Annotated in this window: 21 protein-coding genes and 2 pseudogenes; 13 read left to right on the top strand and 10 right to left on the bottom strand. The window is 68.6% G+C overall.

What is annotated here, in order from left to right; translation table 11 throughout:
* Positions 1-7: 7 nt before the first annotated feature.
* Positions 8-1,329, top strand: a pseudogene (locus tag RJ1_RS11020) (alpha/beta hydrolase).
* Between the two features lie 14 nt (positions 1,330-1,343).
* Here RJ1_RS11020 and RJ1_RS11015 read toward each other — a convergent pair.
* The 4 genes from RJ1_RS11015 to RJ1_RS11000 are packed head-to-tail and all read right to left on the bottom strand — an operon-like array spanning position 1,344 to position 5,507.
* Positions 1,344-1,601, bottom strand: coding sequence for an HPr family phosphocarrier protein (locus RJ1_RS11015; protein WP_073359955.1), 258 nt, complete (start codon positions 1,599-1,601; stop codon positions 1,344-1,346).
* A gap of 57 nt (positions 1,602-1,658) precedes the next feature.
* Positions 1,659-3,746, bottom strand: a complete 2,088-nt coding sequence (locus tag RJ1_RS11010) for a PTS fructose transporter subunit IIABC (protein WP_073359954.1) — start codon at positions 3,744-3,746, stop codon at positions 1,659-1,661.
* Between the two features lie 16 nt (positions 3,747-3,762).
* Entirely contained in the window at positions 3,763-4,743 is a 981-nt protein-coding gene (pfkB, locus tag RJ1_RS11005; protein ID WP_073359953.1) for a 1-phosphofructokinase, read from the bottom strand.
* Positions 4,740-5,507, bottom strand: a complete 768-nt coding sequence (locus tag RJ1_RS11000) for a DeoR/GlpR family DNA-binding transcription regulator (protein WP_005261129.1) — start codon at positions 5,505-5,507, stop codon at positions 4,740-4,742. The genes pfkB and RJ1_RS11000 overlap by 4 nt, the downstream gene beginning before the upstream one ends.
* Before the next feature lie 196 nt (positions 5,508-5,703).
* Here RJ1_RS11000 and ptsP point away from each other — a divergent pair, with 196 nt between their 5' ends.
* From ptsP to RJ1_RS10985, 3 genes are all read left to right on the top strand, one after another.
* Positions 5,704-7,374: a phosphoenolpyruvate--protein phosphotransferase gene (ptsP, locus tag RJ1_RS10995; protein ID WP_073360031.1), complete on the top strand. Its 1,671-nt coding sequence runs from the start codon at positions 5,704-5,706 to the stop codon at positions 7,372-7,374.
* Positions 7,375-7,414: 40 nt separating this feature from the next.
* On the top strand, positions 7,415-8,731 hold the full coding sequence (locus RJ1_RS10990; protein ID WP_240319695.1) for a uracil-xanthine permease family protein: 1,317 nt from the start codon (positions 7,415-7,417) through the stop codon (positions 8,729-8,731).
* A 114-nt stretch (positions 8,732-8,845) separates the two neighbouring features.
* On the top strand, positions 8,846-9,988 hold the full coding sequence (locus RJ1_RS10985; protein WP_073359952.1) for an acyl-CoA dehydrogenase family protein: 1,143 nt from the start codon (positions 8,846-8,848) through the stop codon (positions 9,986-9,988).
* Between the two features lie 85 nt (positions 9,989-10,073).
* On the opposite strand, the gene lexA is transcribed toward RJ1_RS10985, so the two are convergent.
* Positions 10,074-10,805 carry a transcriptional repressor LexA gene (gene lexA / locus RJ1_RS10980; RefSeq protein WP_073359951.1) on the bottom strand — a complete coding sequence of 244 codons (732 nt, stop codon included), beginning with the start codon at positions 10,803-10,805 and terminating at the stop codon, positions 10,074-10,076.
* A 343-nt stretch (positions 10,806-11,148) separates the two neighbouring features.
* Between lexA and RJ1_RS10975 the strand changes: the two genes are divergently transcribed.
* Both RJ1_RS10975 and nrdR read left to right on the top strand, forming a co-directional pair.
* The gene (locus RJ1_RS10975; protein ID WP_073359950.1) at positions 11,149-11,646 is read left to right on the top strand and encodes a LysM peptidoglycan-binding domain-containing protein; all 498 of its coding nucleotides are present in this window, start codon (positions 11,149-11,151) and stop codon (positions 11,644-11,646) included.
* A 180-nt stretch (positions 11,647-11,826) separates the two neighbouring features.
* Positions 11,827-12,291, top strand: a complete 465-nt coding sequence (nrdR, locus tag RJ1_RS10970) for a transcriptional regulator NrdR (protein WP_073360029.1) — start codon at positions 11,827-11,829, stop codon at positions 12,289-12,291.
* Between the two features lie 9 nt (positions 12,292-12,300).
* Here nrdR and hrpA read toward each other — a convergent pair whose 3' ends face one another.
* Positions 12,301-16,188, bottom strand: a complete 3,888-nt coding sequence (gene hrpA, locus RJ1_RS10965) for an ATP-dependent RNA helicase HrpA (RefSeq protein ID WP_073360028.1) — start codon at positions 16,186-16,188, stop codon at positions 12,301-12,303.
* A 69-nt stretch (positions 16,189-16,257) separates the two neighbouring features.
* On the opposite strand from hrpA, the pseudogene RJ1_RS48790 reads away from it, so the two are divergent.
* Positions 16,258-16,772, top strand: a pseudogene (locus RJ1_RS48790) (Pr6Pr family membrane protein).
* 97 nt (positions 16,773-16,869) lie between these two features.
* Positions 16,870-17,949, top strand: coding sequence for an alpha/beta fold hydrolase (locus tag RJ1_RS10955; protein WP_073360027.1), 1,080 nt, complete (start codon positions 16,870-16,872; stop codon positions 17,947-17,949).
* On the opposite strand, the gene RJ1_RS10950 is transcribed toward RJ1_RS10955, so the two are convergent.
* Positions 17,911-18,294, bottom strand: coding sequence for a VOC family protein (locus RJ1_RS10950; protein WP_073359949.1), 384 nt, complete (start codon positions 18,292-18,294; stop codon positions 17,911-17,913). The two genes, RJ1_RS10955 and RJ1_RS10950, sit on opposite strands and share 39 nt — an antisense overlap.
* A gap of 144 nt (positions 18,295-18,438) precedes the next feature.
* Here RJ1_RS10950 and RJ1_RS10945 point away from each other — a divergent pair, with 144 nt between their 5' ends.
* Positions 18,439-19,803 carry an MFS transporter gene (locus RJ1_RS10945; protein WP_073359948.1) on the top strand — a complete coding sequence of 455 codons (1,365 nt, stop codon included), beginning with the start codon at positions 18,439-18,441 and terminating at the stop codon, positions 19,801-19,803.
* A 62-nt stretch (positions 19,804-19,865) separates the two neighbouring features.
* On the top strand, positions 19,866-21,098 hold the full coding sequence (locus RJ1_RS10940; protein ID WP_073359947.1) for an aminotransferase family protein: 1,233 nt from the start codon (positions 19,866-19,868) through the stop codon (positions 21,096-21,098).
* Here RJ1_RS10940 and RJ1_RS10935 read toward each other — a convergent pair.
* Positions 21,062-21,364, bottom strand: a complete 303-nt coding sequence (locus RJ1_RS10935; protein ID WP_073359946.1) for a hypothetical protein — start codon at positions 21,362-21,364, stop codon at positions 21,062-21,064. The genes RJ1_RS10940 and RJ1_RS10935 overlap by 37 nt on opposite strands.
* 18 nt (positions 21,365-21,382) lie before the next feature.
* Between RJ1_RS10935 and RJ1_RS10930 the strand changes: the two genes are divergently transcribed.
* Positions 21,383-22,099 carry a hypothetical protein gene (locus RJ1_RS10930; RefSeq protein ID WP_073359945.1) on the top strand — a complete coding sequence of 239 codons (717 nt, stop codon included), beginning with the start codon at positions 21,383-21,385 and terminating at the stop codon, positions 22,097-22,099.
* On the opposite strand, the gene RJ1_RS10925 is transcribed toward RJ1_RS10930, so the two are convergent.
* Positions 22,085-22,765: a PhzF family phenazine biosynthesis protein gene (locus tag RJ1_RS10925; protein ID WP_073359944.1), complete on the bottom strand. Its 681-nt coding sequence runs from the start codon at positions 22,763-22,765 to the stop codon at positions 22,085-22,087. The two genes, RJ1_RS10930 and RJ1_RS10925, sit on opposite strands and share 15 nt — an antisense overlap.
* 101 nt (positions 22,766-22,866) lie before the next feature.
* Between RJ1_RS10925 and RJ1_RS10920 the strand changes: the two genes are divergently transcribed.
* Positions 22,867-23,784: a hydrogen peroxide-inducible genes activator gene (locus RJ1_RS10920; RefSeq protein WP_073359943.1), complete on the top strand. Its 918-nt coding sequence runs from the start codon at positions 22,867-22,869 to the stop codon at positions 23,782-23,784.
* Here RJ1_RS10920 and RJ1_RS10915 read toward each other — a convergent pair.
* A complete protein-coding gene (locus tag RJ1_RS10915) occupies positions 23,781-24,530 on the bottom strand; it encodes a LysR family substrate-binding domain-containing protein (RefSeq protein ID WP_073359942.1) in 750 nt (249 codons plus the stop codon). The two genes, RJ1_RS10920 and RJ1_RS10915, sit on opposite strands and share 4 nt — an antisense overlap.
* Positions 24,531-24,588: 58 nt before the next feature.
* On the opposite strand from RJ1_RS10915, the gene RJ1_RS10910 reads away from it, so the two are divergent.
* Entirely contained in the window at positions 24,589-24,993 is a 405-nt protein-coding gene (locus RJ1_RS10910) for a DUF5997 family protein (protein WP_073359941.1), read from the top strand.
* The last annotated feature ends 2 nt before the right edge of the window (positions 24,994-24,995 follow it).

Genomic DNA, 24,995 nt, shown 5'->3' with positions numbered 1-24,995 from the left:
TGGGCCGGTGCAGGCCCACGAGTTGTTGTCGCGTATCTCCCACCTGTCGCTCGAGCACGGTCGCGCCCGGTTTGCGTTGATGGTGGCCGCGCTGGCAGGCATCGGCATGGTGCTCGCCGCGTCCTCCCGTTCCGCGCGGCGGCTGATCCTCGGCGCCGCGGCTGTCGCGGTCCTGGTGACGGCCGTGATCGCGGGTGCCGTGTGGGCAACGTACCGGCCGCTTCCCAATCAGCTGCCACCGGCGGGATACGCGTGGATCTGGCTCGCTGTGGCCGTCCTCGTGCTCGGCGCGCTTCGGCTCCGTCAATCTGGAGCCCGGCGTGGGGTGGTGATCGCCGTTGCATCCGTCGTGGTTGCTGCCGCCGCAGCCGGGCAGGTGAACGCACAGGTCGGCGTCTTCCCGACCGCCGGGTCGGTGGTCGGACACCGCCCGCCGGCGGTCGTCGTGCCCGTCGCGTTCGGTGACGTCCCCGGGTTCCAGCCGACGGTGCAGTCCGGAGTTCCGGTGGACTCCGACTGGACGCGCCCGGTGCGCACACCCCGGTCCGGGGTGGTGACGGAAGTGGAGATTCCCGGCACCGAATCCGGATTTCCGGCCAGGCCGGCCGTGCTGTACCTGCCACCGGCGTACCTGACGTCACCTCGGGCGGTGCTCCCCGTCATGGTGATGATCGCCGGACAGCCGGGGCGGCCCCAGGACTGGTTCAGCAGCGGCCGGCTGGGGTCGACGGTGGACGCGTATGCAGCGCGGCACGACGGACTCGCGCCGGTCGTCGTGGTGGTCGATGCACTGGGATCGCAGGACGCGAACCCGCTCTGCCTGGATTCGGCGCTGGGACACGCTGCCACGTACGTGGCTCGCGACGTCCCGGCGTGGATCGAGCAGAACCTGCAGGTGTCGCACGACCCGGCGCAGTGGGCGATCGGCGGATTCTCCTACGGGGGGACGTTTCGATCCAACTGGCGGTGAACTATCCGCGGATCTACCCGACGTTTCTCGACTTCCTCGGCCAGGACGAGCCCTCGCTGGGCGATCATGCGGGGACGGTCGCGGCGACGTTCGCCGGCGACGAACGCGCATTCGCGGCGGTCAATCCGATCGACGTGCTGAAGACCCGGCAGTTCCCGGAGCTGACGGGGGTGTTCGTCGCCGGGGCCACCGACGACGAATACCGCCCGCAGCAGCAGCGGATGTTCGCTGCCGCGCGGGCGGCCGGTCTGAACGTGCGTTACTACGAGCTCCCCGGTGGCCACGAGGGCGCCACCTGGAGTGCTGCGCTCGAACGGGAGATCGACTGGACCGGCCGCCGGCTGGGTCTCACCAGCTGACGGCCGGGTACCGGTCAGGCGTCGAGGTCCGCCGCCACCAACTGGGCCACCTTCTCGACGGCGTCGGCGTCGTCACTGGTGACCGTCACCTCGGTGCCTTTGGTGGCGCCGAGGGTCATGATGAGCAGTGCGGAGCCGGCGTCCACCGGTTCGCTGTCGGCCACGGCAAGCGTGACGGGCACACCGGCGGCGGCAACCGCTTCGGCGATGACGGCGGCGGGACGGGCGTGGAGGCCGATGGACGAACCGACGGCGACTGTTGTGCTGGGCATGGATTCTCTCCTCTGTCGGTGGGGGTGATGTGGGTCGAGCGGGTCGATCTGTTTCTCTTACGCTGCGACCGTCGCAACGTCGGGGTCGAGTTCGGCGTCGGACGCGCCGGGCTTGATGAATTCTTTGGCGCCGACGACGCAGAGCGCGGCGACGACGACACCGGCAGCGAGTGCCACCAGGAACCACAGCAGGTTGCCGATGGCGAAGAAGACGAAGATTCCGCCGTGCGGTGCGCTGAGGGTGACGTCGAACGCCATGATCAGGGCGCCGGTGACGGCGCCCCCGGCCATCATCGAGGGAATGACGCGCAGCGGATCGGCGGCGGCGAACGGGATGGCACCCTCGGAGATGAACGCCGAGCCGAGCAGCCAAGCCGCCTTGCCGTTCTCCCGTTCCGCCTCACTGAACAGGCTGGGGCGCAGGACGGTCGACGCGAGCGCCATGGCCAGCGGCGGGACCATGCCCGCCGCCATCACGGCCGCCATGATGCGCAGCGAGGCGGGATCGTTGACGTTGAGGCCGGCGACCGCGAACGCGTATGCGGCCTTGTTGACCGGGCCACCCAGGTCGAAGCACATCATCAGGCCGAGGATGATGCCGAGGAAGATGACGGAGCTGCCGGACAGACCGTTGAGCCAGTTCGTCAGGCCCGACGTGATCGAGGCGAGCGGACGGCCCAGGACCAGGAACATGAGCGCGCCGACGATCAGGGTCGCGAACAGCGGAATGATCACCACCGGCATCAGGCCGCGCAACCACTGTGGAACCGGGATCCGGCTGATCCACAGGGCGACAATACCGGCGATCAGACCACCGACCAGGCCTCCGATGAATCCGGCGCCGACGAAAACCGCCACGGCACCCGCGGTGAAGCCCGGAGCCAGACCGGGCCGGTCGGCGATCGCGAAGGCGATGTAACCGGCGAGCGCGGGGACGAGGAAGCTGAACGCCAGCGACCCCAGCTGGAACAGCACCGCACCCAGGTACGTCGCCAGGCCACCGTCGGGGAGTTGGCCGAGGGAGTTGCTGAGGACGATGTCCTCGGCCGGGCCGGATATCTCGTATCCGCCGAGCAGGAATCCGAGGGCGATCAGCAGACCGCCGGCGGCGACGAACGGGATCATGTAGCTGACACCGGTGAGCAGCACCTGACGCAGGTGCGTGCCCCAGCCGACCGACCCGGCCGGCTCGTCCGCGGCGCTGCCCGCGCTGCCGGCGTCCACCGTCGCCGCGGACGGGTTCATGCCCGCACGCAGTGCCTCGGTGATCATCGTGTCCGGTTCGTTGATCGCGCGTTTGACGCCCGACGCCACCACTGGTTTGCCAGCGAAGCGTTCCTTGCCCTTCACGCCGACGTCGGTGGCGAAGATGACGGCGGACGCGCCGGCGATGATGCTGGCCGCCAGCGGGGTGCTTCCGCTGGAACCCTGTGTCTCCACGTGGACGACGATGCCCGCGCGCTCGCCGGCGGCGACGAGGGAGTCGGCGGCCATGTAGGTGTGGGCGATGCCGGTCGGGCAGGCCGTGACCGCGACGATGTGCTTCGGTGCCTCTTCGGGCTCGGGCTCCTTCGCGGTGGTCACGGGCTGGGCGGCGGGCGCCGGGGTTGCCACAGCAGGAGCAGCAGCGGTCGCAGCCGCGGCCGCCGGCTTGGCGGCAGGTGCGGGGGCCAGGACGTCGTTGACCAGAGTGACGATCTCGGCGGGGGTCTTCGCGTCACGCAGCGCACCGACGAACGCGGGGCGCACCAGTGCCCGTGCGAGCGAGGAGAGCAGTTTCATGTGCTCCGCGCCCGCACCCTCGGGGGCTGCGATGAGGAACACCAGGTCGGCGGGGCCGTCCGGGGCGCCGAAGTCGACCTTGGGGTCGAGCCGGGCGAATCCGAGGGACGCCGCCACGACGGCTTCCGAACGGCAGTGGGGGATGGCGATTCCGCCGGGAAGGCCTGTCGCCGATTGTGATTCACGTGCCAGCGCGGCGTCGCGGAGAGCGTCCGCGTCCGTGGCACGACCGGAGTCGGCCAGACGCTGGGCGAGCGCGGAGATCACGTCCTCCTTGGTCGCTCCGAGGTTGGTGTCCAGGGAGATCAGATCTTCGCTGATGATCTGCGGCCCAGAATCGCGGTCGGGTGTCGAGTGAGACATGGTGTTTCCTTCTGGTTCAGGCCGGATCGGGGGCGGGGGAGCTGAGGGCGGTGACGGTGACGGCGTCGAGGTCGACGTGTTCGGGAGTCGGGAGGGTGGTTCCGGGTAGGGCTGCCGCCGCACTGCCGTAGGCGACGGCGGATCGGAGGCAGTCCGCGGGCGGTGCACCGGAGATGTGCGCCGTCAGGTAGCCCGCCAGTGACGAGTCACCGGCGCCGACGGTGCTGCGGGCGACGATCGGTGGTGGCGTGGCCCACCAGGCGCCCGCCTCCGTCACGAGCACCGCACCCGCGGCGCCGAGGGTGGCGAGGACGGCTTCGACCCCGCGGTCCACGAGTTGCCTTCCTGCGTGCGCGGTGGCCGTCGGGTCGCCGCGGAGCGCCGACTCCTCGAGCAACTGCCCGTCGGCGCCGGTGAGTTGCGCGAGTTCCTCGCTGTTGGGTTTGACGAGGTCGGGTGCCGCCGCGGGGAATCGGTCCGCCAGCGCGAGCAGTGGGGCGTCCGAAGTGTCGACGGCGACCCGGCAGGAGGACGCGCGCAGTGCCTCGACGAGGGTGGCGTACCAGTCGGTGGGGATGCCGGGGGGAAGTGAACCGGACAGCACCACCCATTCGGCGCGGGATCCGCGTTCGATGATCTCCGACTGCAGCGCGGCGAGCGATTCTGCGGACATCGAGACACCGGGCTCGTTGATCTTGGTGGTCGTGCCGTCGGGCTCGGTGATGGTGATGTTGGTGCGTGCGGCACCGGACATCGCCACGGTGACGTGCTCGATCCTGTGCTCGGACAGTGCGGTGAGCAGCGGATCGCCGTCGTTGCCCGGCAGTACCGCGATGGCGGCGACACCGGCCGACGTGAGTGCGCGGGCGACGTTGACTCCTTTGCCTCCGGGGTCGCTGTGGGTTGCGGCTGCGCGCAGGACGGTGCCTCGTTCGAGTCGTCCGACCAGGTTGACTGTGCGGTCGATGCTCGGATTGGCGGTCAGCGTGACGATCATGCGATCACCACCTCGATTCCCTGGTCGTGGAAATGGGCTCGGTCTGCGGAACTGATGTCGGCGTCGGTGACGAGGATGTCGACGCTGTGGATGGGTGCGAAGCTCACGAGGTGCTCGCGGCCCACCTTCGACGAGTCGGCGACCACGACGACGTGGTTGGCGCAGCGCACCATCGCGCGCTTCACGGCGGCCTCCTCGGTGTCCGGCGTGGACAGGCCGTGGCCGACGCTGAGCGCATTGGTACCGATGAACGCGACGTCGACGCGGAGGACGTCGAGGATGCGCAACGCCTCCTCGCCGACGGCGGCCTGCGTGATACCGCGCACCCGGCCGCCCAGCATGTGGAGCGTCACCGAGTTGAGCCCCGCGAGCCGTGCCGCGATCGGAACGGAGTTGGTGATCACGGTGAGATCCAGGTCGGACGGGAGTTCGGGGATGATGCGCCCCGTGGTGGTTCCCGCGTCGAACAACACGCTGCCGCCGGACGGCGGAAGGTAGGCGGCGGCGCGCTTCGCGATCCGGTCCTTCTGTTCGGCGCGGGTGTGGTCGCGCTCCGTCATGCCGGGCTCGGTGACGGTGAGGGAACCGGCCGGCACCGCGCCGCCGTGCACTCGGCGGACGTGGCCGAGACGTTCGAGGAGAGCGAGGTCGCGGCGCACGGTCTCGGTGGTGACTCCGAAGGTGTCGGACAGGTCTGCGACCGACATGCGCCCCCGCTGCGAGATCAGCGTGGTGACCGCTTGCTGGCGTTCTTCCGGATACACCGTGTCCCCGTTCCTGTTCTCGTCGATGAAGTGTTCGGTGACGTGATCCGTTATGGTCTGCATCACACGAAATGTTGTGTCATGTTGTTTTACGCCCGAGTGTGTTGACATGTCAAGAGTTGAGAGTAATCTCCGTCACATAGTCGAGTGCATTTCCGACTGAGTGAAGACAGAACGATCCGGCCAGGAGGACCTGATGACCGAAGACCGTGAAATCGTGCGAGGTACGCCGGTGGTACCGGGCATTGCGTATGCACCGGTGATCTGGCCGGCTCCGCGGCCCGAGGTCGCGCCCGGGTCGGCCCGGATCGACGAAGCATCGCGCGACGCCGAGAAGGTCCGCTTCGAGGAAGCCACCGCCGTGGTCTCGCAGCGGCTTCGCGACCGCGCGTCCACCGTCTCCGGCGCCGCGGCAGAGGTCCTGCAGGCGAACGCGGCGATGGCCGCCGACCGCGGCTGGCTCGGTGCGGCGCAGAAGCTGATCGCCGGGGGAGCCCCGGCCGACGAAGCGGCCGCCGGCGCCACCGAACAGTTCGCCACCCTGTTCACCAAGATGGGTGGGCTGATGGCGGAACGAGTCACCGACCTGCGCGACATCCGCGACCGGGTCGTGTCGGAGCTCATGGGTCTGCCCGAACCCGGCATCCCCGTCCCGACGACCCCGTCGATCCTCTGCGCGCAGGACCTCGCTCCTGCCGACACCGCCGGTCTCGATCCCGAACTGATCGTAGGCCTCGTCACCGTCCTCGGCGGCCCGACGAGCCACACCGCGATCATTTCGCGGCAACTGGGAATCCCGTGCGTCGTCGCGGTGCGCGATCTCGAGTCGGTGGCCGCGGGCACCCCCGTTCTCCTCGACGGCGCCGCAGGCGAACTGGTGCTGGAGCCCGACCCCGTCGAGGCCCGCGCCGCCGTGGAACACGGCCGCGCGGAACGACTCCGCATCCAGTCGTGGGAAGGACCGGGCCGCACCAGCGACGGGCACTCCGTGTCGATCCTGGCCAACGTGCAGGACGGGGCCGGCGCGCGGTCGGCGAGCGCGACGGCCGCCGAAGGCGTGGGACTGTTCCGCACCGAGCTGTGCTTCCTGGACCGCGATTCCGAACCCGGCGTCGACGAGCAGGCCGAAATCTACGGTGAGGTGCTGGACGCATTCGCCGGAAAGAAGGTGGTGATCCGAACCCTCGACGCGGGATCGGACAAGCCGCTGCGCTTCGCCAACCACGCCGAGGAGGCCAATCCGGCGCTCGGGGTCCGCGGAATCCGGATCGCCGAAGAAAACCCGGGCATCCTCAGCCGGCAACTCGACGCCATCGCGGCCGCCGCGAAGCAGACGCAGTCGCAGCCGTGGGTGATGGCACCGATGATCTCGACTCCCGCCGAGGCGGAATCGTTCGGCGCCGAGGTCCGCGCCCGCGGCCTCGTCCCCGGTGTGATGGTCGAGGTTCCCGCCGCCGCCCTGCTGGCCGACCGGTTGCTGCGCCACGTCGACTTCCTGTCGATCGGCACCAACGATCTGGCGCAGTACACGATGGCCGCCGATCGGATGTCCTCCGACCTGGCGTCGCTCACCGACCCCTGGCAGCCGGCCGTCCTCGCGCTCGTCGCTCGCACGGCCGAGGCGGGCATCGCGGCGGGCAAGCCGGTCGGTGTGTGTGGTGAGGCGGCGGCCGACCCGCTACTCGCCTGCGTGCTGATCGGGCTCGGCGTCACGTCGCTGTCCTGTGCCGGCGCCGCGGTGTCGGGTGTGGGCGCGAAGGTCGGATCGGTGTCGCTGGACGACTGCCGTCGTGCCGCCGAGGACGTGCTCGCCACGAGCGATCCCGCGGAGGCGCGGGCCGCAGCGGTCCGCGTGCTGGGCGCGTAGTCCCGCGAAACTCCCGGATGGTCCCTACTATTGGCCAACTGTGACGAAAGAAGAAACCGACGCCCCCGGCGGCTCCGCCGGCCCGTCCGCTCCGACGAAGGCCTTCGGGTGGACGCTGCACGGTGACGGCCGGCGGATCGGCGAGGGCGAGGTGGTCGCTCCCGGGGAGCGTCTCACCTGGCCGCGGACCGTCGGAATCGGGATGCAGCACGTCATCGCGATGTTCGGCGCCACCCTCCTGGTGCCGACCATCACCGGGTTCCCAGTCACGACGACGCTGCTGTTCTCCGGAATCGGGACGGCGCTGTTCCTGCTGATCACGCGGGGCCGCATTCCCAGCTACCTCGGTTCGTCGTTCGCGTTCATCGCGCCGCTGACGGCGTCGCAGAGTTCCGGTGCCGCCGCGCAACTCGGCGGCGTGGCCGCCGCGGGTCTGCTCCTGCTCCTGGTGGGTATCGCGGTGAAGCTCGCCGGCTCGCGGGTCATCGACGCGGTCATGCCGCCCGTCGTCACCGGTGCCGTGGTGGCCCTGATCGGACTCAATCTCGCACCCACCGCGGTGGATTCGTTCGAATCGCAGCCGTTGATCGCCGGGGTGACGCTGCTGGCGATCCTGCTCGTGACGGTCCTCGGTCCGGGGTTGCTGGGGCGCCTCGGCATCCTGGTCGGTGTGGTCGTCGGCTGGGTGTTCGCCGCCGTCACCGGCGGGCTCGCCGACGAGCGGGTGACGGCGCTGCGGGACGCGGCCTGGTTCGGTGTGCCCGAGCTGAGGGGACCGACGTTCGAGTGGTCCGTGATCGCGCTGACCCTGCCGGTGGTCGTCGTCCTGATCGCCGAGAACGTCGGTCACGTCAAGGCGGTGTCGGCCATGACGGGGCGTTCCCTCGACGACGTCGCCGGTGATGCCCTCGTCGCCGACGGGCTGGCCACCACCCTGGCCGGGTTCGGCGGCGGCTCCGGGACCACCACGTACGCGGAGAACATCGGAGTGATGGCCGCGACGCGCGTCTACTCCACCGCCGCCTACTGGGTGGCGGCCGCCACCGCCGTAGTTCTCGCGTTCTCACCGAAGTTCGGCGCCCTCGTGTTCACCGTGCCGAACGGCGTCATCGGCGGAGCGACCCTGGTGCTGTACGGACTGATCGGCGTCCTCGGCGTGCGCATCTGGATGGACGCCAAGGTGGACTTCACCGACCCGGTGAACCTCACCGTGGTCGCCGCCGCGCTCGTCGCCGGCATCGGCGACCTCACGCTGACGATCGGATCGGTGGAACTCGGTGGCATTGCGTGGGGTTCGGTGGGCATCCTCGTCGCCTACCCGGTGATGCGTTCGCTCGCGCGGTTCCGCAAGCCCTGACACCGGTGACCGGATGGGTCACGAATCCCGATCACCTGGGTCATTCACCCCGTAGTTCCTCGCCTCTACCGTCGAACGAGACGTACCCAGAGAAGTTGATACGAGGAGTCTGGCGTGGAGCGCACCCTGTTCGAACCGGAGCACGAACTGTTCCGGGAGTCGTACCGCAAGTTTCTCGCACAGCACGCCGAGCCGAACCACGCCAAGTGGGAAGAGCAGAACATCGTCGACCGCAGCCTGTGGGTCGAAGCCGGCAAGCAGGGTTTCCTCGGTATGGCGGTGCCGGAGGAGTTCGGCGGCGGCGGCGTGCGCGACTTCCGCTACAACGCGATCATCACCGAGGAGACCACCCGCGGTGGGTACAGCGGAATCGGCTTCACCCTGCACAACGACGTCGTCGCGCCCTACCTGCTCGAGTTGAGCAACGAGGAGCAGAAGCAGCGCTGGCTGCCCGGTTTCGCGTCGGGTGAGCTGATCACCGCCATCGCGATGACCGAACCGGGGACCGGCAGCGACCTGCAGGGCATCAAGACGCGCGCCGTGCGCGACGGCGACGACTGGGTCCTCAACGGTTCCAAGACCTTCATCACCAACGGCATCAACGCCGACCTCGTGATCGTGGTGGCGTGTACCGATCCCGACAAGGGAGCGCAGGGGTTCAGCCTGCTGGTCGTCGAACGGGACATGCCGGGCTTCGAGCGAGGCCGCAACCTCGACAAGATCGGGATGAAGGCGCAGGACACCGCCGAACTCAGCTTCACCGACGTCCGCGTGCCCGCCGCGAACCTCCTCGGCGAGGAGGGAATGGGCTTCCTCTACCTGATGAAGAACCTTCCCCAGGAGCGGCTGTCGATCGCCGTGGTGGCCGCCGCCGCAATGGAGTCGGCGCTGGACATGACGATCCAGTACTGCCGCGACCGGAAAGCGTTCGGCAAGTCGATCGGCAGCTTCCAGAACACGCGCTTCGTGCTCGCCGAACTCGCCACCGAGACAACGGCGGTCCGCGTCCTCGTCGACAGGTTCATCGAGATGCTCAACGACGAAAAGTTGACGGTGCAGGAAGCGGCCATGGCCAAGTGGTGGACCACCGAGGCGCAGGTCCGGCTGATCGACCGGTGCCTGCAACTGCACGGCGGCTACGGGTACATGAAGGAGTACCCGATCGCCAAGGCGTACATGGATTCTCGTGTCCAGACCATCTACGGCGGAACCACCGAGATCATGAAGGAAATCATCGGTCGCGGCCTCGATCTCTGACGAGGCACGACCCGCGTATCCGGGGTGGATACGAGTAGGGCCCACGGCAATTGCCGTGGGCCCTACTCGTATCTGCCGGCGGAAGCTAGATCTTGCGCATGACCGTGACGACCTTGCCCAGGATGACTGCGTCGTTGCCGGGGATCGGATCGAACAGGGGGTTGTGCGGCATCAGCCACACCTCGTTGTCGGTGCGCTTGAACGTCTTCACGGTGGCTTCGCCGTCGATCATCGCCGCCACGATGTCTCCGTTCTCCGCCACGTTCTGCTGACGGACCACCACCCAGTCACCGTCGCAGATCGCGGCGTCGATCATCGATTCGCCCACGACCTTGAGCAGGAACAGCGAGCCCTGGCCCACGAGTTCACGGGGGAGCGGAAAGACGTCCTCGACGGCTTCCTCGGCGAGGATCGGGCCACCCGCGGCAATCCGGCCCAGGACCGGGACGAACGTCGGCTCCGGCAGGGGTGCGCCGTCGGCGCCGGACTTGACCGCAGCCAACCCGACGGCGCCGGAGGCGTTCGCCGCGGCGCCTGCCGCCACCTCGTCGAGGCCGCGCACGTCGACGGCGCGCGGACGGTTGGCATCGCGGCGGAGGAAGCCCTTCCGCTCGAGCGTGCGCAACTGATGGGCGACGGAGGACGTGGAGGTGAGCCCCACGGCATCGCCGATCTCACGGATGCTGGGCGGGTAGCCGCGCTCGTTCACGGACGTGCGGATCACCTCGAGGACACGGCGCTGCCGGTCGGTCAACCCGGCGGCGGAGCCACCGCTCACACGTGGAGTCGAACCGTCGGTCGAGCTGTCGTCCTTCATGGCGAGGTGCCTCCGTCTGTCTGTGGATCTTCCGTATGTGGATCTACTCGGTATGGGTCGCATGTGACTGCTGTGCCGCGTGACTCGAATCTATCCCGCTTTCCTCGGAGTTTCAAACATCTGTTCGACACGTGTCGCGAGAAGTAGAGACTTTGTCGGAGTGTCGTGGTAGAAATCGAACATGTGTTCTTTCGAACGCGTGATCGAACACCCGATCGGATCGAGCACAGGGTCGGATCGAGCACAGGGTCGGATCGAGCACAGGTCGGATCGGACGGCCGCAGGGTCGCCATCGGCTTTGACAAACGGCTTGGACAAACGGACACGAGCAGCGGAGGTACCGATGAGCAACGCAGTTCTCCATCGGCAGGCAGTGCTGAACCGGCAGGCACTCGAACGGGGTGCCGTCCGGTCCGGGGGCGCGCGGGCGTACCGAACCGAGCCGCGTCGGCGTGGTTCGGGCTACGACCTGCGTCGTCCGTCGTCCGGTGCCGTCGCGTACCGGTCCGCCCGTGTCGGTGTCTCCCGTGCCGATCATGAGCGCGGGGCCACCGACGTCGGCTGGCGGATGGTGCTCGCGAGTGTCGTGATCACCGCGGGTGTGTTGTGCGGTCTCGTCGGGGTGGCCCAGCTGGCCACCACCGACGGTGTGGGCGACGCGGCAGCCACGGAGGTCGTGCAGGTACAGCAGGGGGAGAGCCTGGCAGTGCTCGCCGGACGTATCGCACCGGATCTCCCGGCGGCGCAGGTCGTCGAGCGGATCATGGAGCTGAACGCCATGTCCAATTCGGCGCTGCACCCGGGGCAGACGCTGATCGTCCCGTCGTCCCCGACCCGGTGACGGGGGTGGCTCTGCATGACTGTCCCATCGGGCGGACGAGTAGTCTCGGATGCTGTCAGTCCCACCACTTCGTGTGGTCGCGTCGAGATCGTGCATCCGCTGCGTGAATCCGTTTTCGTCGGTTCGCCATCGGGGGAGGCGAACAGTTGCGGCCACGACGGCTACGACGAAGGAATCGCCATGCACTGCCCGTTCTGCCGGCACCCCGATTCACGTGTGGTCGATTCGCGAGAAGCCGACGAAGGACAGGCCATCCGCCGCCGCCGTTCGTGCCCCGAGTGTGGTCGCCGATTCACCACCGTGGAGACCGCGGTGCTGTCGGTGGTCAAGCGCAGTGGTGTCACCGAACCGTTCAGCCGGGAAAAGGTGGTGCGGGGTGTGCGCCGCGCCTGCCAGGGCCGCCAGGTCGACAACGACGCGCTGAATCTCCTTGCCCAGCAGGTCGAAGACGCGGTCCGGGCATCGGGGTCGGCGGAGATCCCGAGCAACGAGGTCGGCCTCGCCATCCTCGGTCCGCTTCGTGATCTGGACGAGGTGGCGTACCTGCGTTTCGCGTCCGTGTACCGGTCGTTCAGCTCGGCGGAAGACTTTGCCCGCGAGATCAAAGAGCTCCGCGCACACCGTGAATCCCGGGACGACGCCTGAGCCTGCGCGTCAGCGCACCTTCTGCATCGCCGTCAGAACACGCTTCTCCGAGACGGGGACGGGTGTGCCCAGTGTCTGCGCGAACAGGCTGACCCGGAGTTCTTCGATCATCCAGTGAACGGCGTCGACTTCGGGGGAGTGGTGTCGTTCTTCCGGTAGTGCCGCGAGCATCCGTTCGTAGCCGGCGTAGACGCGGTCGAGGACGTCCATCCCCTTCTGGTCGCGGGGTGCGCTCCCGGGAAGCGCTTCGAGACGGGCGACGGCGGCGGCGAGGTAGCGGGGCAGTTCGCGGAGCCGGGTGACTCCGACGTCGGCGACGAATCGGGGGAACAGGAGCGACTGGCGTTGTTCTCGCACGTCGTCGGCGGCCTCGCCGGTGGCGCGTTCGAGGACGACTGCGAGCCGGTGGTCTGCTTCCAGCACCGGCGACACCAGTCGCAGGAGGACCGCCACGTTGCGGGCCATCTCGGCACGCGCCGTCGCCACGAGGGCATCGAATTCCTGCGGTGTGCGCACCGGGGTGCCGTGCGCGGCGATCAACTGGTTGGCGGCGGCGTTGCGACAGTCGTCGATCAGGGCGTCGAGGCTGCCGTCGGGATTCTGCCCGAGTGCCAATCGTTGTGCGTTGCTCAGACCGGACGTCACTGTCTTGGCTTGTGTGGGAACGGCGGCGAGGAGCAGCCGGCGGGTTCCGGCTCGCATCGCGGCACGTTGCGCTGCCGCGGTGCTGAGGACGCGGACGGCGACGCCGTCGCCCTCCGGAACGAGGGCGGGATACCCGGTGACCTTCTGGCCGCCGAGTTCGCGCGTCACGGTGGCCTCGAGTGAGCCGAGGGTGGCGGGAGTCCAGGTGAGTGCGGGCGGCCGTTCCGAATTCGAGGCCGCCTTCGCCACTTCCACCTGAACGCGGGGAGCCAGCGACTTCCGCAGCGCCGCGAGGTCCTTGTCCCGGCCGAGGACGGCGCCCTTCTCGTCCACGGCGGCGAACGTCATCCGCAGGTGGTCGGGGAGGGCGGTCGCATCGAAGTCCTTGGGATCGATGCGGCAGGCACCGAGCCGGGACAATTCGCGTGCCATCGCGGTGGCGAGCGGTTCGGAGCGGGGTTTCACGGCCGCCAACGCGGCAGCCGCGAAGTCGGGCGCCGGAACGACCTGTCTGCGAAGGGTCTTCGGGAGGGTCTTGATGAGAGCGGTGACGAGTTCGACGCGCATGCCGGGGACGAGCCAGTCGAATCCGACCGGGCGCAGCCCCGCCAGCAGGGCGATGGGGATCCGGGCCGTGACGCCGTCGTCCTCGTTGCCCGGCTCGAACTGGTAGGTGAGGGGGAACTGCATGTCGCCCTGACGCCACGCGTCGGGGTATTCGCCGCCGAGGACCGTGGCCGAATCGGCGTTGACGACGGTCGCCTGGGTGAACGTGAGCAGGTCGGGATTCTTGCGGCGGGCGATCTTCCACCACGAGTCGAAGTGCCGGGCCGAGACCGCCTCCGGGCCGACCCGCTGGTCGTAGAAGTCGTAGAGGGTGTCGTCGTCCACGAGGATGTCGCGCCTGCGGGCGCGATGCTCGAGTTCCTCGACGTCGTCGAGGAGTGCGCGGTTGGCGTGGAAGAACTTGTGCTGCGTCTGCCATTCGCCCTGTACCAGCGCGTGGCGGAGGAAGAGCTCACGCGAGGTCTCGGGGTCGATGGTGCTGTAGGTGACCGCACGGCGGGCGACGAGCGGGATGCCGTACAGCGTCACGCGTTCGTAGGCCATGGCCGCGCCGCGCTTGGACGACCAGTGCGGTTCGGAGTAGGTGCGTTTCACGAGATGCGGGGCCAGCTTCTCGGCCCATTCGGGCTCGATCCTGGCCGACATCCGCGCCCACAGGCGGGACGTCTCGACGAGTTCGGCGGCCATCACCCACCTGGGGGGCTTCTTGAAGAGGCCCGAACCGGGGAAGATCGCAAATCGGCTTCCGCGCGCGCCGAGGAAGTCGCGTTTGTCGCCCTCGCGCAGTCCGATGTGGGACAGCAGTCCCGCGAGCAGGGACTGGTGGATCGCGGCTTCGCCGCCCGGGGTGTCGCTGGTGTTCCAGCCGAGTCCGCGGGTGATCTGACGCAGCTGACCGTGCAGGTCCTGCCATTCGCGGATTCGCAGCCAGTGCAGGAACTCGGTGCGGCACATTTTGCGGAACTGGTTGGACGACAGCTCGTTCCGCTGCTCGCGCAGGTATTTCCAGAGTTCGAGGAACGCGAGGAAGTCGGAGTTCTCGACGTTGAACCGGGCGTGCTTCTCGTCCGCCGCCTGCTGAAATTCGGCGGGACGTTCCCGTACGTCCTGGATCGAGAGGGCGGAAACGATGACGAGGACCTCGGACAGACAGCCGTTCCGGTGGGCCTCGACGAGCATCCGGGCCATGCGCGGATCGACGGGTATCTGCGCGAGTTCGCGTCCGACGGGGGTGAGGACCGGCTGCTCGGCGTGCGCTGTGCGTTCGATCGCGCCGAGTTCCTCGAGCAGGCCGATGCCGTCGCGGACGGCCCGCGGATCCGGCGGCTGGACGAACGGGAACGCGGCGATGTCACCGAGGCCGAGTGCCGTCATCTGCAGGATGACGGACGCGAGGTTGGTGCGCAGGATCTCCGGTTCCGTGAACGCGGGCCGCGACTCGAAATCCTCTTCGGAGTACAGCCGGATGCAGATGCCTTCGGCCACACGGCCGCATCGTCCGGACCGCTGGCGGGCCGAAGCCTGCGAGATCGGTTCGATCGGCAGGCGTTGCACCTTGGTGCGCACCGAGTACCGGGAGATGCGGGCGGTTCCCGGGTCCACGACGTACCTGATGCCGGGCACGGTGAGGGATGTTTCCGCGACGTTCGTCGACAGCACCACCCTGCGACCGGTGTGGGGTGTGAACACCTTGTGCTGTTCGGCCGCCGACAGCCGGGCGTAGAGGGGCACGATCTCGGTGCCGCGCAGTCGGCGATCGCGCAGGGCGTCGGCGGTGTCGCGGATCTCCCGTTCGCCGGAGAGGAAGACCAGGATGTCGCCGTCGCCCTCGCCGGAGAGTTCTTCGACCGCCTCGCACACGGCGTCGACCGGATCGCGGTCGAACGTCTGCTCGCCCACCTCCATCGTGAGTGGGCGGTAACGCATTTCGACGGGGAACGTGCGCCCGGACACTTCGACGATCGGTGCGGGCACGCCGTCGAGGGCGAAATGCTGCGCGAAGCGTTCGGGGTCGATCGTCGCCGACGTGATGATCACTTTCAGATCGGGCCGGCGGGGGAGGAGCTGCCGCAGGTAGCCGAGGATGAAGTCGATGTTGAGGCTGCGCTCGTGGGCCTCGTCGATGATCAACGTGTCGTACCGGCGCAGCATCCGGTCGCGCTGGATCTCCGCGAGCAGGATGCCGTCGGTCATCAGTTTCACCAGGGTGCCGTCCGACACCTGGTCGGTGAATCGCACCGTGTACCCGACGGTCTCCCCGAGTTCGCTGTGGAGTTCCTCGGCGATCCGCTCGGCGACCGTCCGCGCGGCGAGACGCCGCGGCTGGGTGTGGCCGATCAGGCCGCGCACACCGCGGCCGAGTTCGAGGCAGATCTTCGGGATCTGCGTCGTCTTGCCCGATCCCGTCTCGCCGGCGACGATGACGACCTGGTGCTCGGAGATCGCCTTCGCGATGTCGTCGCGACGCTGGCTCACCGGGAGGGAGTCGGGGTAGTCGATGACGGGCACGCTGCCCCGCCTGCGGTCGATGCGCCCGCGCGCGGCGGTGATGTCGTTCGACAGGGACGCGAGGGCCTCGGGCGTGCGGGCACGCTCGAGCTGCCGGCGGAGCCGGTGTTCGTCGCGCAGAGTGAGTTCGCCGAGGCTGTTCTTCAGATCCCGCCGGCTGGGTGCTGTGGTGGACATGCTGAACACAGCCTAGCCAACCCGGTCGATCGCGCTGTGCCGCGCCCGTCCGTGTGCGAATATCTGCGAATGGACGCTGCCGTCGTCACGGACCTGCGAGGCCAGGCGATTGTTCGAATTCTGCGTGCCGCTGATCGGCGCCGTCCGGAATCCGCAGTCGCGGGGCTGGCAGCTGTTCCGGGGTGCGACGACCTTCTACATGGTGATCACCGGCATCGTGTACGCGGTGTTGCTGGCGAATGTCGACGTGATGCTGCAGGACGCTTGGATCAACACGGCACTGCACCGGTTGCTGCCGCTCTTCCCCCTGGTCGACCGGGTGATCGCGCCGTCTCGGGTACGGATCTCCGAGGTCCAGAGTCTGAGCTGGCTGGTATTTCCCGTCGTCTACGGTAGCTATTCGCTGGTGCGCGGTCCGAGCGTCGACTGGTATCCGTACCCGTTCCTCGATCCGCGGGACGCAGGGTTACCTCCAGTTGGCGGTCACGGCGGTCGTGTTGCTGCTGGCCATGGCGTTGATGGCGCTCGCCGTCACCGCGGTGGGACGCCTCGGTGCGCGGCGGCGGTTCGGCGAGGACCGGTAGCGGCGAAGTTGCGCGGGTACGATTCGCGGGCCGCGCTATCCTCCACTGGACAGGCGTCCGCGGGTTCATCCGTGACTTCGGCAACGGCTGGGAGATTATGTTCGACGAGTACGCAGGCGAGACGTTCGACCTGCTCAGCCGCGACCGCGGGAGTGTGGTCGCCGCCGACGACGGGGTGCCGCTCGCGGTGCGCGAGGTGGGCCCGGCGTTCGCCCCTCTGACGGTGGTGTTCGTGCACGGCTTCTGCAACCGGATGACGGGGTGGCACTTCCAGCGCGTCCGGCTCGAGGAGACGTGGGGATCCACGATTCGCATGGTCTTCTTCGACCTGCGGGGGCACGGCGATTCCGGGGTACCGCGCCGCGACACCTGCACGATCCCGCATCTCGCGCAGGACGTGGACGCCGTGATCCGGGCGCTCGTGCCCGAGGGGCCGATCGTGCTGGTCGGCCACTCCATGGGCGGCATGGCGGTCCTCTCGTACGTCGGGCAGCACCCCGATCTGATCGGTTCCCGCATCGTCGGGGTGGGCCTGATCGCGACCGCGGCGGAGAAACTGGGGGACGTGGGGCTCGCGCGGACCCTCAACACGCCGGTGGTCGCCGGATTCAGCACCGCGGCCCGGCACCTGCCGCGCGTCGTGCAGAGCGGTCGAGGCGCCAGTAAGAGGGTGCTGGCGCCGATCCTGAGGTCGGCGTCGTTCGGCGACCGCAGGATCAGCCCGGCCATCATGTGGCACTCCGAGCAGATGATCAACGACACGTCGCTCAAGACGCTCGTCGACTTCCTGCCGTCGTTCAAGAATCACGACGAGACGGCGGCCGTGCCGTTGCTGGCACCGATCGAGACGCTGATCGTGTGCGGCGATCGTGACCTGCTGACCCCGTTCCGGTATTCGAAGGCGATCGCCGGGGAGTTGCCGGACACAGAACTGGTGAAGGTGCCCGGCGCCGGGCACATGGTGCAGTTGGAACGTGCGGACCTCGTCTCGGACGCGCTGGATCGTCTCCTGACCCGTTCCGTCGAAACCCTTCCCACACCGAGTGCCTGGAACGAGTGGGTCCGGGTGATCACCGACTACGTCGACCATGCACGGCACTGGATCTCCCATGGCGGGCCCGCCGCCTGGTGGCGAGGCTCACGCACTCGTCCCGTCGTCGGCACCACGTTCCGGTAGCACGCAGAATTCGTTGCCCTCCGGGTCGGCGAGGACCACCCAGGGAACGTTCGGGTCGTCGCTCAGCCGCCGGGCGCCGAGCGAGAGAAGCCGCTGCACCTCCTCGTCGCGGGTTCCGGACGACGGTGCGATGTCGAGGTGCAGGCGGTTCTTCCCGGACTTCCGGTCGTCGACGGGCTGGAACACCAGGGACGTGGACCCCGGTGCGCTCGACTCGACGTACTCGCGCCCGTACGCGTCCTTCCAGCGGCGGGTCGGCGGATACTCCAGGGCCTCGCACCAGAACCGTGCGAGTGATTCCGCGTCGCGGCAGTCGACGGCGATGGCGATGATTCGGCTGGTCATGGTTGCGGATACCCGGAGGGCGGCGGCCGCACACGCCCCCGGGCGGACGTGCCGTCGGCCGCTGTAAACGGCAAAGCGGCGACAACACGTGCCACTCGGGACACAATGAGGGCACGCGAAAACCGGCCCGAGGAGGCGGGATCTATGGCATCTGCGAGTCCTTCAGCCGAGCAGGAAACCCTCCCACCAGGTGTTCTCCGTCGTGCGATCGCGGCGTCGGCGATGGGCAACGCCACCGAGTGGTTCGACTACGGTGTCTACGCGTTCACCGTGTCGTACATCTCGGCCGCGTTCTTTCCCGGCGACACCAGTTCGGCCACGCTGTACGCCTTGCTCGTGTTCGCGGTGTCGTTCGTGGTGCGACCGCTCGGTGGGCTCGTGTGGGGTCCACTGGGTGATCGGCTCGGACGTCGCCAGGTTCTCGCACTGACGATCGTCCTGATGGCGGGTGCGACGTTCGGCGTCGGCCTGGTGCCCGGATACGACGTCATCGGTTTCTGGGCGCCTCTTCTGCTGGTGCTGCTGCGTATGATCCAGGGCTTCTCGACCGGCGGCGAGTACGGCGGCGCGGCGACGTTCATGGCCGAGTACTCACCGGACCGCAAGCGCGGTTTCTGCGGGAGTTTCCTCGAGTTCGGCACCCTCGGCGGTTATGCGCTGGGTGCGATCGTGGTCCTGGTGGTGGAGTTGTTCTCCAGCGATCCGTTCATGTCCACGTGGGGCTGGCGGATCCCGTTCCTGATCGCGGGGCCGATGGGTCTGATCGGCCTGTACCTGCGGACCAAGCTCGAAGAGACACCCGTGTTCCGTGAACTCGACGCGGAGGGCGAGGTGGAGTCGACGCCGACGCACGAGTTCAAGGACCTGGTGACCGAGTACTGGAAGCCGCTGCTGCTGCTCGGCGGACTCGTCATCGCGCTGAACGTCACCAACTACACCCTGCTGAGCTACATGCCGACATATCTGGAGACGCAGATCGGTCTGACGTCCACCGCGTCGCTGACGTTGTTCATCGTGGGGCAGCTCGTGATGATGGCCGTCATTCCGTTCGCGGGCGGGTTGTCGGACCGGGTGGGCCGAAAACCGTTGTGGTACGGCTCACTCGTGGGACTGATCGTGCTCGCCGTCCCGATGTACCTGCTGATGCGTCAGGGTTTCGGGTGGGCGATCCTCGCCTTCGCGGTGCTCGGTTTGCTGTACGTCCTGCAGCTGTCCACGATTTCGGCGACCTTCCCGGCGATGTTCCCGACACACGTGCGGTTCGCGGGTTTCGCCATCGCGTACAACGTGTCCACGTCGCTGTTCGGTGGCACTGCCCCCGCGGTCAACGAACTGCTCATCGAATGGACCGGAAACACGCTCATGCCGGCGTTCTACATGATGGCTGCGTGCGGGGTCGGCCTCGTCGCGCTGTACTTCGTGACCGAGACGGCGGGGGCGTCCATCCGCGGTCGCGGGATACCGGGGATCGACACCGAAGCGCACCCCACCGCCCTGGCAGAGAAGTGACGCGGCCGATTCCTCGCCGAGCCGCCGTGGCATAGTCGCCTGGGGTGGGGTTTCACGAAGGGATGAGCATGGCGTCGGCACTGTGGCACGGATTCGCGGATATGGGCGCGGTGGAACAGAAGGGTGCCTTCGTGGTGTCCCGCGGCGAGGGCGCGTACATCTGGGACGACCGCGGCAACCGTTACCTCGATGCGACAGCGGGTCTGTGGTTCACCAACGTGGGGCACGGTCGTGCGGAGATCGCGGACGCCGTCGCCGAACAACTGCGGACCGTGGCCCACTTCTCGAACTTCGGCGACTTCGTTCCCGAGACCACCGCGACCCTGGCCGAGCGTCTCGCGACCATAGCGCCGGTGCCGGGCAGCAAGATCTTCTTCACGTCGGGTGGCTCGGATTCCGTGGACACGGCGGCCAAGCTCGCGCGCCGCTACTGGCACGAGATGGGCAAACCGGCCAAGACGATCGTGGTCGGCCGCCAGAAGGCGTATCACGGAATGCACGTGGCGGGAACCGCTCTCGCGGGCATCCCCGTCAACCGCGAGGGCTACGGCGAGCTGATGGCCGACGCCGCGACGGTCGCCTGGAACGACGCCAAGAGCCTGCTCGAACTGATCGAGAAGATCGGCGCCGACAAGATCGCCGCGTTCTTCTGCGAACCCGTCATCGGTGCGGGCGGCGTGTACCTGCCGCCGGAGGGGTACCTCGCGGAGGTCCGCGACATCTGCCGCGAGCACGACATCCTGTTCGTGGTCGACGAAGTGGTCACCGGATTCGGCCGCATTGGCGGCGAGTGGTTCGCGTCGACGCGATTCGACCTGCAGCCCGACATGATGACGACGGCGAAGGGCCTCACGTCCGGGTACGTCCCGATGGGTGCGGTGTTCATCGCCCCGCGCGTGGCCGAGCCGTTCTTCGCCGGCGGAGTCTGGTGGCGGCACGGCTACACCTACGGCGGCCATGCGGGCGCCGCGGCGGCCGCTCTCGCCAACCTCGACATCATCGAGCGCGAGAACCTGCTGGCGGAGTCGAAGCGGCTCGAGTCGTCACTGCACGAGCACCTCGCGCCCCTCGCCGACCACCCGCGGGTCGAGGAGGTGCGCAGTGGCCTCGGTGCGGTCGCGGCGGTGCAGCTGGCCGATCCGGCGGAAGCCCTCCCGTTCGTGAACACGTTGCGTGAACACGGAATCTCGGGACGTGCCGCCGGTCAGGGCGCCATGCAGATCTCGCCGGCGTTCGTGATGACGGACGAGCAGGTCGTTCAGCTCGCCGACGGGATCCGGCAGGCGCTGGGCTGATCGGACCCGGTGCCCCGCCTGCGGAGGCGGTGCAGGGCACCGGTGACCCGCTCCCGCCACGTCGGTCGGGCCAGGTCGATCTCCGTCTGCCCGTCGTGCGCTGCATACGCGCGGGTGTAACGCTCGTGGAGCCGCGCCCGCACCTCGTCGGGCGTGTACGCCTTCCGCTGCCGGTCCGCGCGGACCGCGACGACCCCGGTCGCGGCCACGCCCACCACACCGGCGAGTCCGAGAAGTTTCCACCATTGCCTGCCCCGAGGTCGCATCCTTCTAGGCTAGGGCCCATGGACGCGCCACGGCACACGGACGCACGACGACACGGCTCCAGCATCGACCTCGACACCGCGGTCGAGGTCACCCGCACCGGCGACATCTGGATCTTCCGCGGAGAGTCTCCGGCAGACAGGGCCATTCAGACCCTCACGGACAGTCCGGTCAACCACGTCGGCATGTCGGTGGTCCTCGAGGACCTGCCGCCACTGATGTGGCACGCCGAACTCGGGCATTCGTTGCAGGACATGTGGACAGGCCGCTTCCAGCGTGGTGTGCAACTCCACGACCTGCGCGCCGCCGTCCAGGTGTGGGGTGCGCGGTACGGGCAGCGGGGGTGGCTGCGTCAGCTCGCCGAACCCGCGACCCCGCAGCAGGAGGATGCGTTGCTGCGCACCATCGCGCGGCTGGACGGAACACCTTTCCCGTCCACAGCGAAGCTCGCCTCACGGTGGTTCGGGGGGCGTCTGCCGGGGAAGGGGCGCCGCCAGGAGCAGTCGGGGAGCCTCGAAAGTGCCTATTGCGCCGAGGTGGTCGCGCAGACGTACGAGGAGATGGGTCTGATCAGCGGACGCCGGCGCACCAACTGGTATGACCCGGGAAAGTTCTGGAGCGGCGACCGGCTTCCCCTGGCCCCGGGTGTGACGCTGGGCCGGGAGATCGAGGTGACGCTGAGCGACGCCGACCTCGCCGCGGGGCGAGGCCGGCGGCCGTCGTCAGAGGGTGCGTGACTTCTCGGGGTGAACCCGTCCGCCGACCTCGACCCAGCCGTCGGGATCGTAGGTGGTGCGCAGTTCGGATCCCTTGCCCTGTGTGATCAGGAGGGCGTGGCGGAGGTGCGCGGTGATCCGGACCGCGGCAGCGCCGGTGGCCTCGTCCTCGGTGATGCCCATGTCGGGGGCGAACATTCGCGACCGGATCGAGTGCTCGACCTTGTCGGTCCAGGCCCACAGGTAGTGGTGTCCGGCACCGAACCTCTTCGGGTCGGCCGCCTGGACCTCGCGGACGCTGTTCATGGGGTACAGCGAGAAGTCGGGCGCCCACTCGGGCCGCGCCCGCACCCAGGTGATGGCGCCGGAGCGCCGCGTGGCGACGGGGCCCGCGGGCACGTCCAGTGTGCCGACCGCGGCGCCGCGTTCGTGCAACCACCAGGACAGTCCGACGGTGGGGTGTCCGGCGAACGGGAGTTCGGTGGTGGGAGTGAAGATCTGGGCCCGCGCGTGCGTGTCACCCGGACCGGGGACGTCGACGAAGATCGTCTCGCTGTACCCGAGCGCGGCGGCGACGGACTGCCGGTCCTCGGTGGGAACAACCGAGGCGTCGACTATGCCGAGCGGGTTGCCGTGGCGTCCTTTGTCGTCGGTGAACACCCGGACGACATCTACGTGGATGGGCATTGACGCACCCTATCGCCCCGGCAGAGGACGAAGGGCCCCGCGTCGACCCCGCCCGAAACCGCCGAAAGGCAAGGGTGATAGATCGCGCTACGCTGATAGGTATGGCCGATCAGAGTTATCAACCCACACTGTCGCAGCTGCGTGCGTTCGTCGCAGTGGCCGACTATCGCCACTTCGGCACGGCCGCGGCGCGTTTGAGTGTGAGCCAGCCCACCTTGTCGCAATCGCTGGCCGCGCTGGAGAACGGGCTCGGCGTGCAACTCATCGAGCGCAGCACCCGTCGGGTCCTCGTCACCGCGGCGGGGGAGCGCCTGCTCGGCCAGGCCAAGATCATCCTCGAAGCGGCGGACGGTTTCGTCGCGACCGCCGCGGGCGTGGGTGACCGGCTGGCCGGACCGTTGCGTATCGGATTGATCCCCACGGTGGCCCCCTACGTGCTGCCGGCCCTGTTGCCGGCGTTGCGTGACGAGTTGCCCGACCTGGAGCCGCAGGTCATCGAGGATCAGACGGCGCGACTCCTGGAGGCGTTGCGCGTGGGCTCGCTCGACGTCGCCGTGGTGGCGTTGCCGAGCGGTGTCAGCGGCCTCGTCGACATCCCTTTGTACACGGAAGATTTCGTGATGGTCGTCCCGGAGGGGCACCCATTGGCGGGCCGCACGGACATCTCGCCGCAGACGCTCGACGAGCTTCCCCTCCTGCTGCTCGACGAGGGGCACTGCCTGCGCGATCAGACCCTCGACCTGTGCCGCTCGGTCGACGCCCACCCCGTGGCCGGCGACACCCGCGCCACGTCGCTGTCGACGGTGGTGCAGTGCGTCGCGGGCGGACTCGGCGTGACCCTGGTGCCGGAATCCGCCGTGAAGGTGGAGACGGGGCGGGGGCCGCTGGCGACCGCACGCTTCGCGGCGCCCGCACCCGGCCGGACGATCGGACTCGTGTTCCGCTCGTCCAGTGCCCGCGCGGACGACTACGGGCAACTCGCCGGCCTGCTCGGCAAGGCCGCACCGGTCGGGGGCTAGGACCGCCGCCGGGGTTTGCCGCGCTTGCCGCCCCTCGTTCCGGATCCGGACCGCGACGTCTTGGCCCCCGCGGGCGGTTTCTGCCGCGCTGCCGCCACAGTGGGGCGCTTCTTCTTCGGCTCAGCCGGCGTCGCAGTGCGTCCCCGAGAGCTGTTGACGGTCCGACCGCGGACGATGCCGATGAACTCCTCCACCAGTTCGGTGGTCTGGTCCTCCGGCCACGACAGCGCGATCCGCGACTCGGGGCCGTCCGTGACGGTCCGGTAGATGAGATCCTTGCGGTGATGGAGCCGGGCGAGCGACTGCGGAACGACGAGCAGCCCGATCCCCGCCGCGACCAGTTCGATCGCGTCGGCCGTCGTGGCCGGGCGGTCCTGGGCCGGCAGTCCCGGCATCGTGCCCCATTCGAGGGTGTCGTCGAGCGGGTGGAGCACGACGTCGTCGGCCAGATCCGCGAGCGACACCTGGTCCACCGCCGCCACGACGTGGTCCTTCGGCGCCACCACCACCGGGATCTCGGTGTACAGGGGGATGGCGCTGAGACCGGTCCGGTCGATCGGCAACCGCACCAGACCGGCGTCCGCGCCGGCGCCGCGCAGCTGACCGGGTGCCTCGGCGGCGGACGCCGGAACGAGGGTGAGCGGCACGTCGGGGAGCCGTTCGTTCCAGATCCGCACCCACTTGGTGGGGGTCACCCCCGGGACATACGCGAGCCGGAAGGAAGGGGATGCATCCGCGTCTGTCACCCCGTCAGGCTACCGGCCTCGGTCAACGGCACCGCACACGCTCGTTACTCTTGACACCATGACGTCGCACAAGAGCCCTCAGACTATGAAGCCCGCAACCGCGGCGAAGAAGCTGGGTGTGTACCTCGAGGCCACCCCCGCGGAGTTCCAGGAGGGTGTCGTTTCCCGCGACGAGCTGAGCGCACTGCAGAGCGATCCGCCGGAGTGGCTGCTGGAGCTGCGCAGCAACGGTCCGCACCCGCGGCCGGTGGTCGCGGCGAAACTGGGTGTGTCGATCGCGGGCCTCGCACGAGGCGGCATCACCGACGCGCTCACCACCGAGCAGATCGACGCGCTGATGGCGGATCGCCCCGAGTGGCTGCAGCAGGAACGCGCCACCCAGGCCGAGGTCCGCAAGGAAACCGTCCGCATCAAGGAGAAGAACGCGGCGCGGCGGGATCAGCCGCGCCGGCCGCGTTCCTGACA

It is taken from the genome of Rhodococcus jostii NBRC 16295 (assembly GCF_001894825.1).
Classification (GTDB): Bacteria; Actinomycetota; Actinomycetes; order Mycobacteriales; family Mycobacteriaceae; genus Rhodococcus_F; species Rhodococcus_F jostii.
The sequence above is the reverse complement of the archived record's forward strand: the minus strand, read 5'-3'. Positions and strand labels throughout refer to the sequence as shown.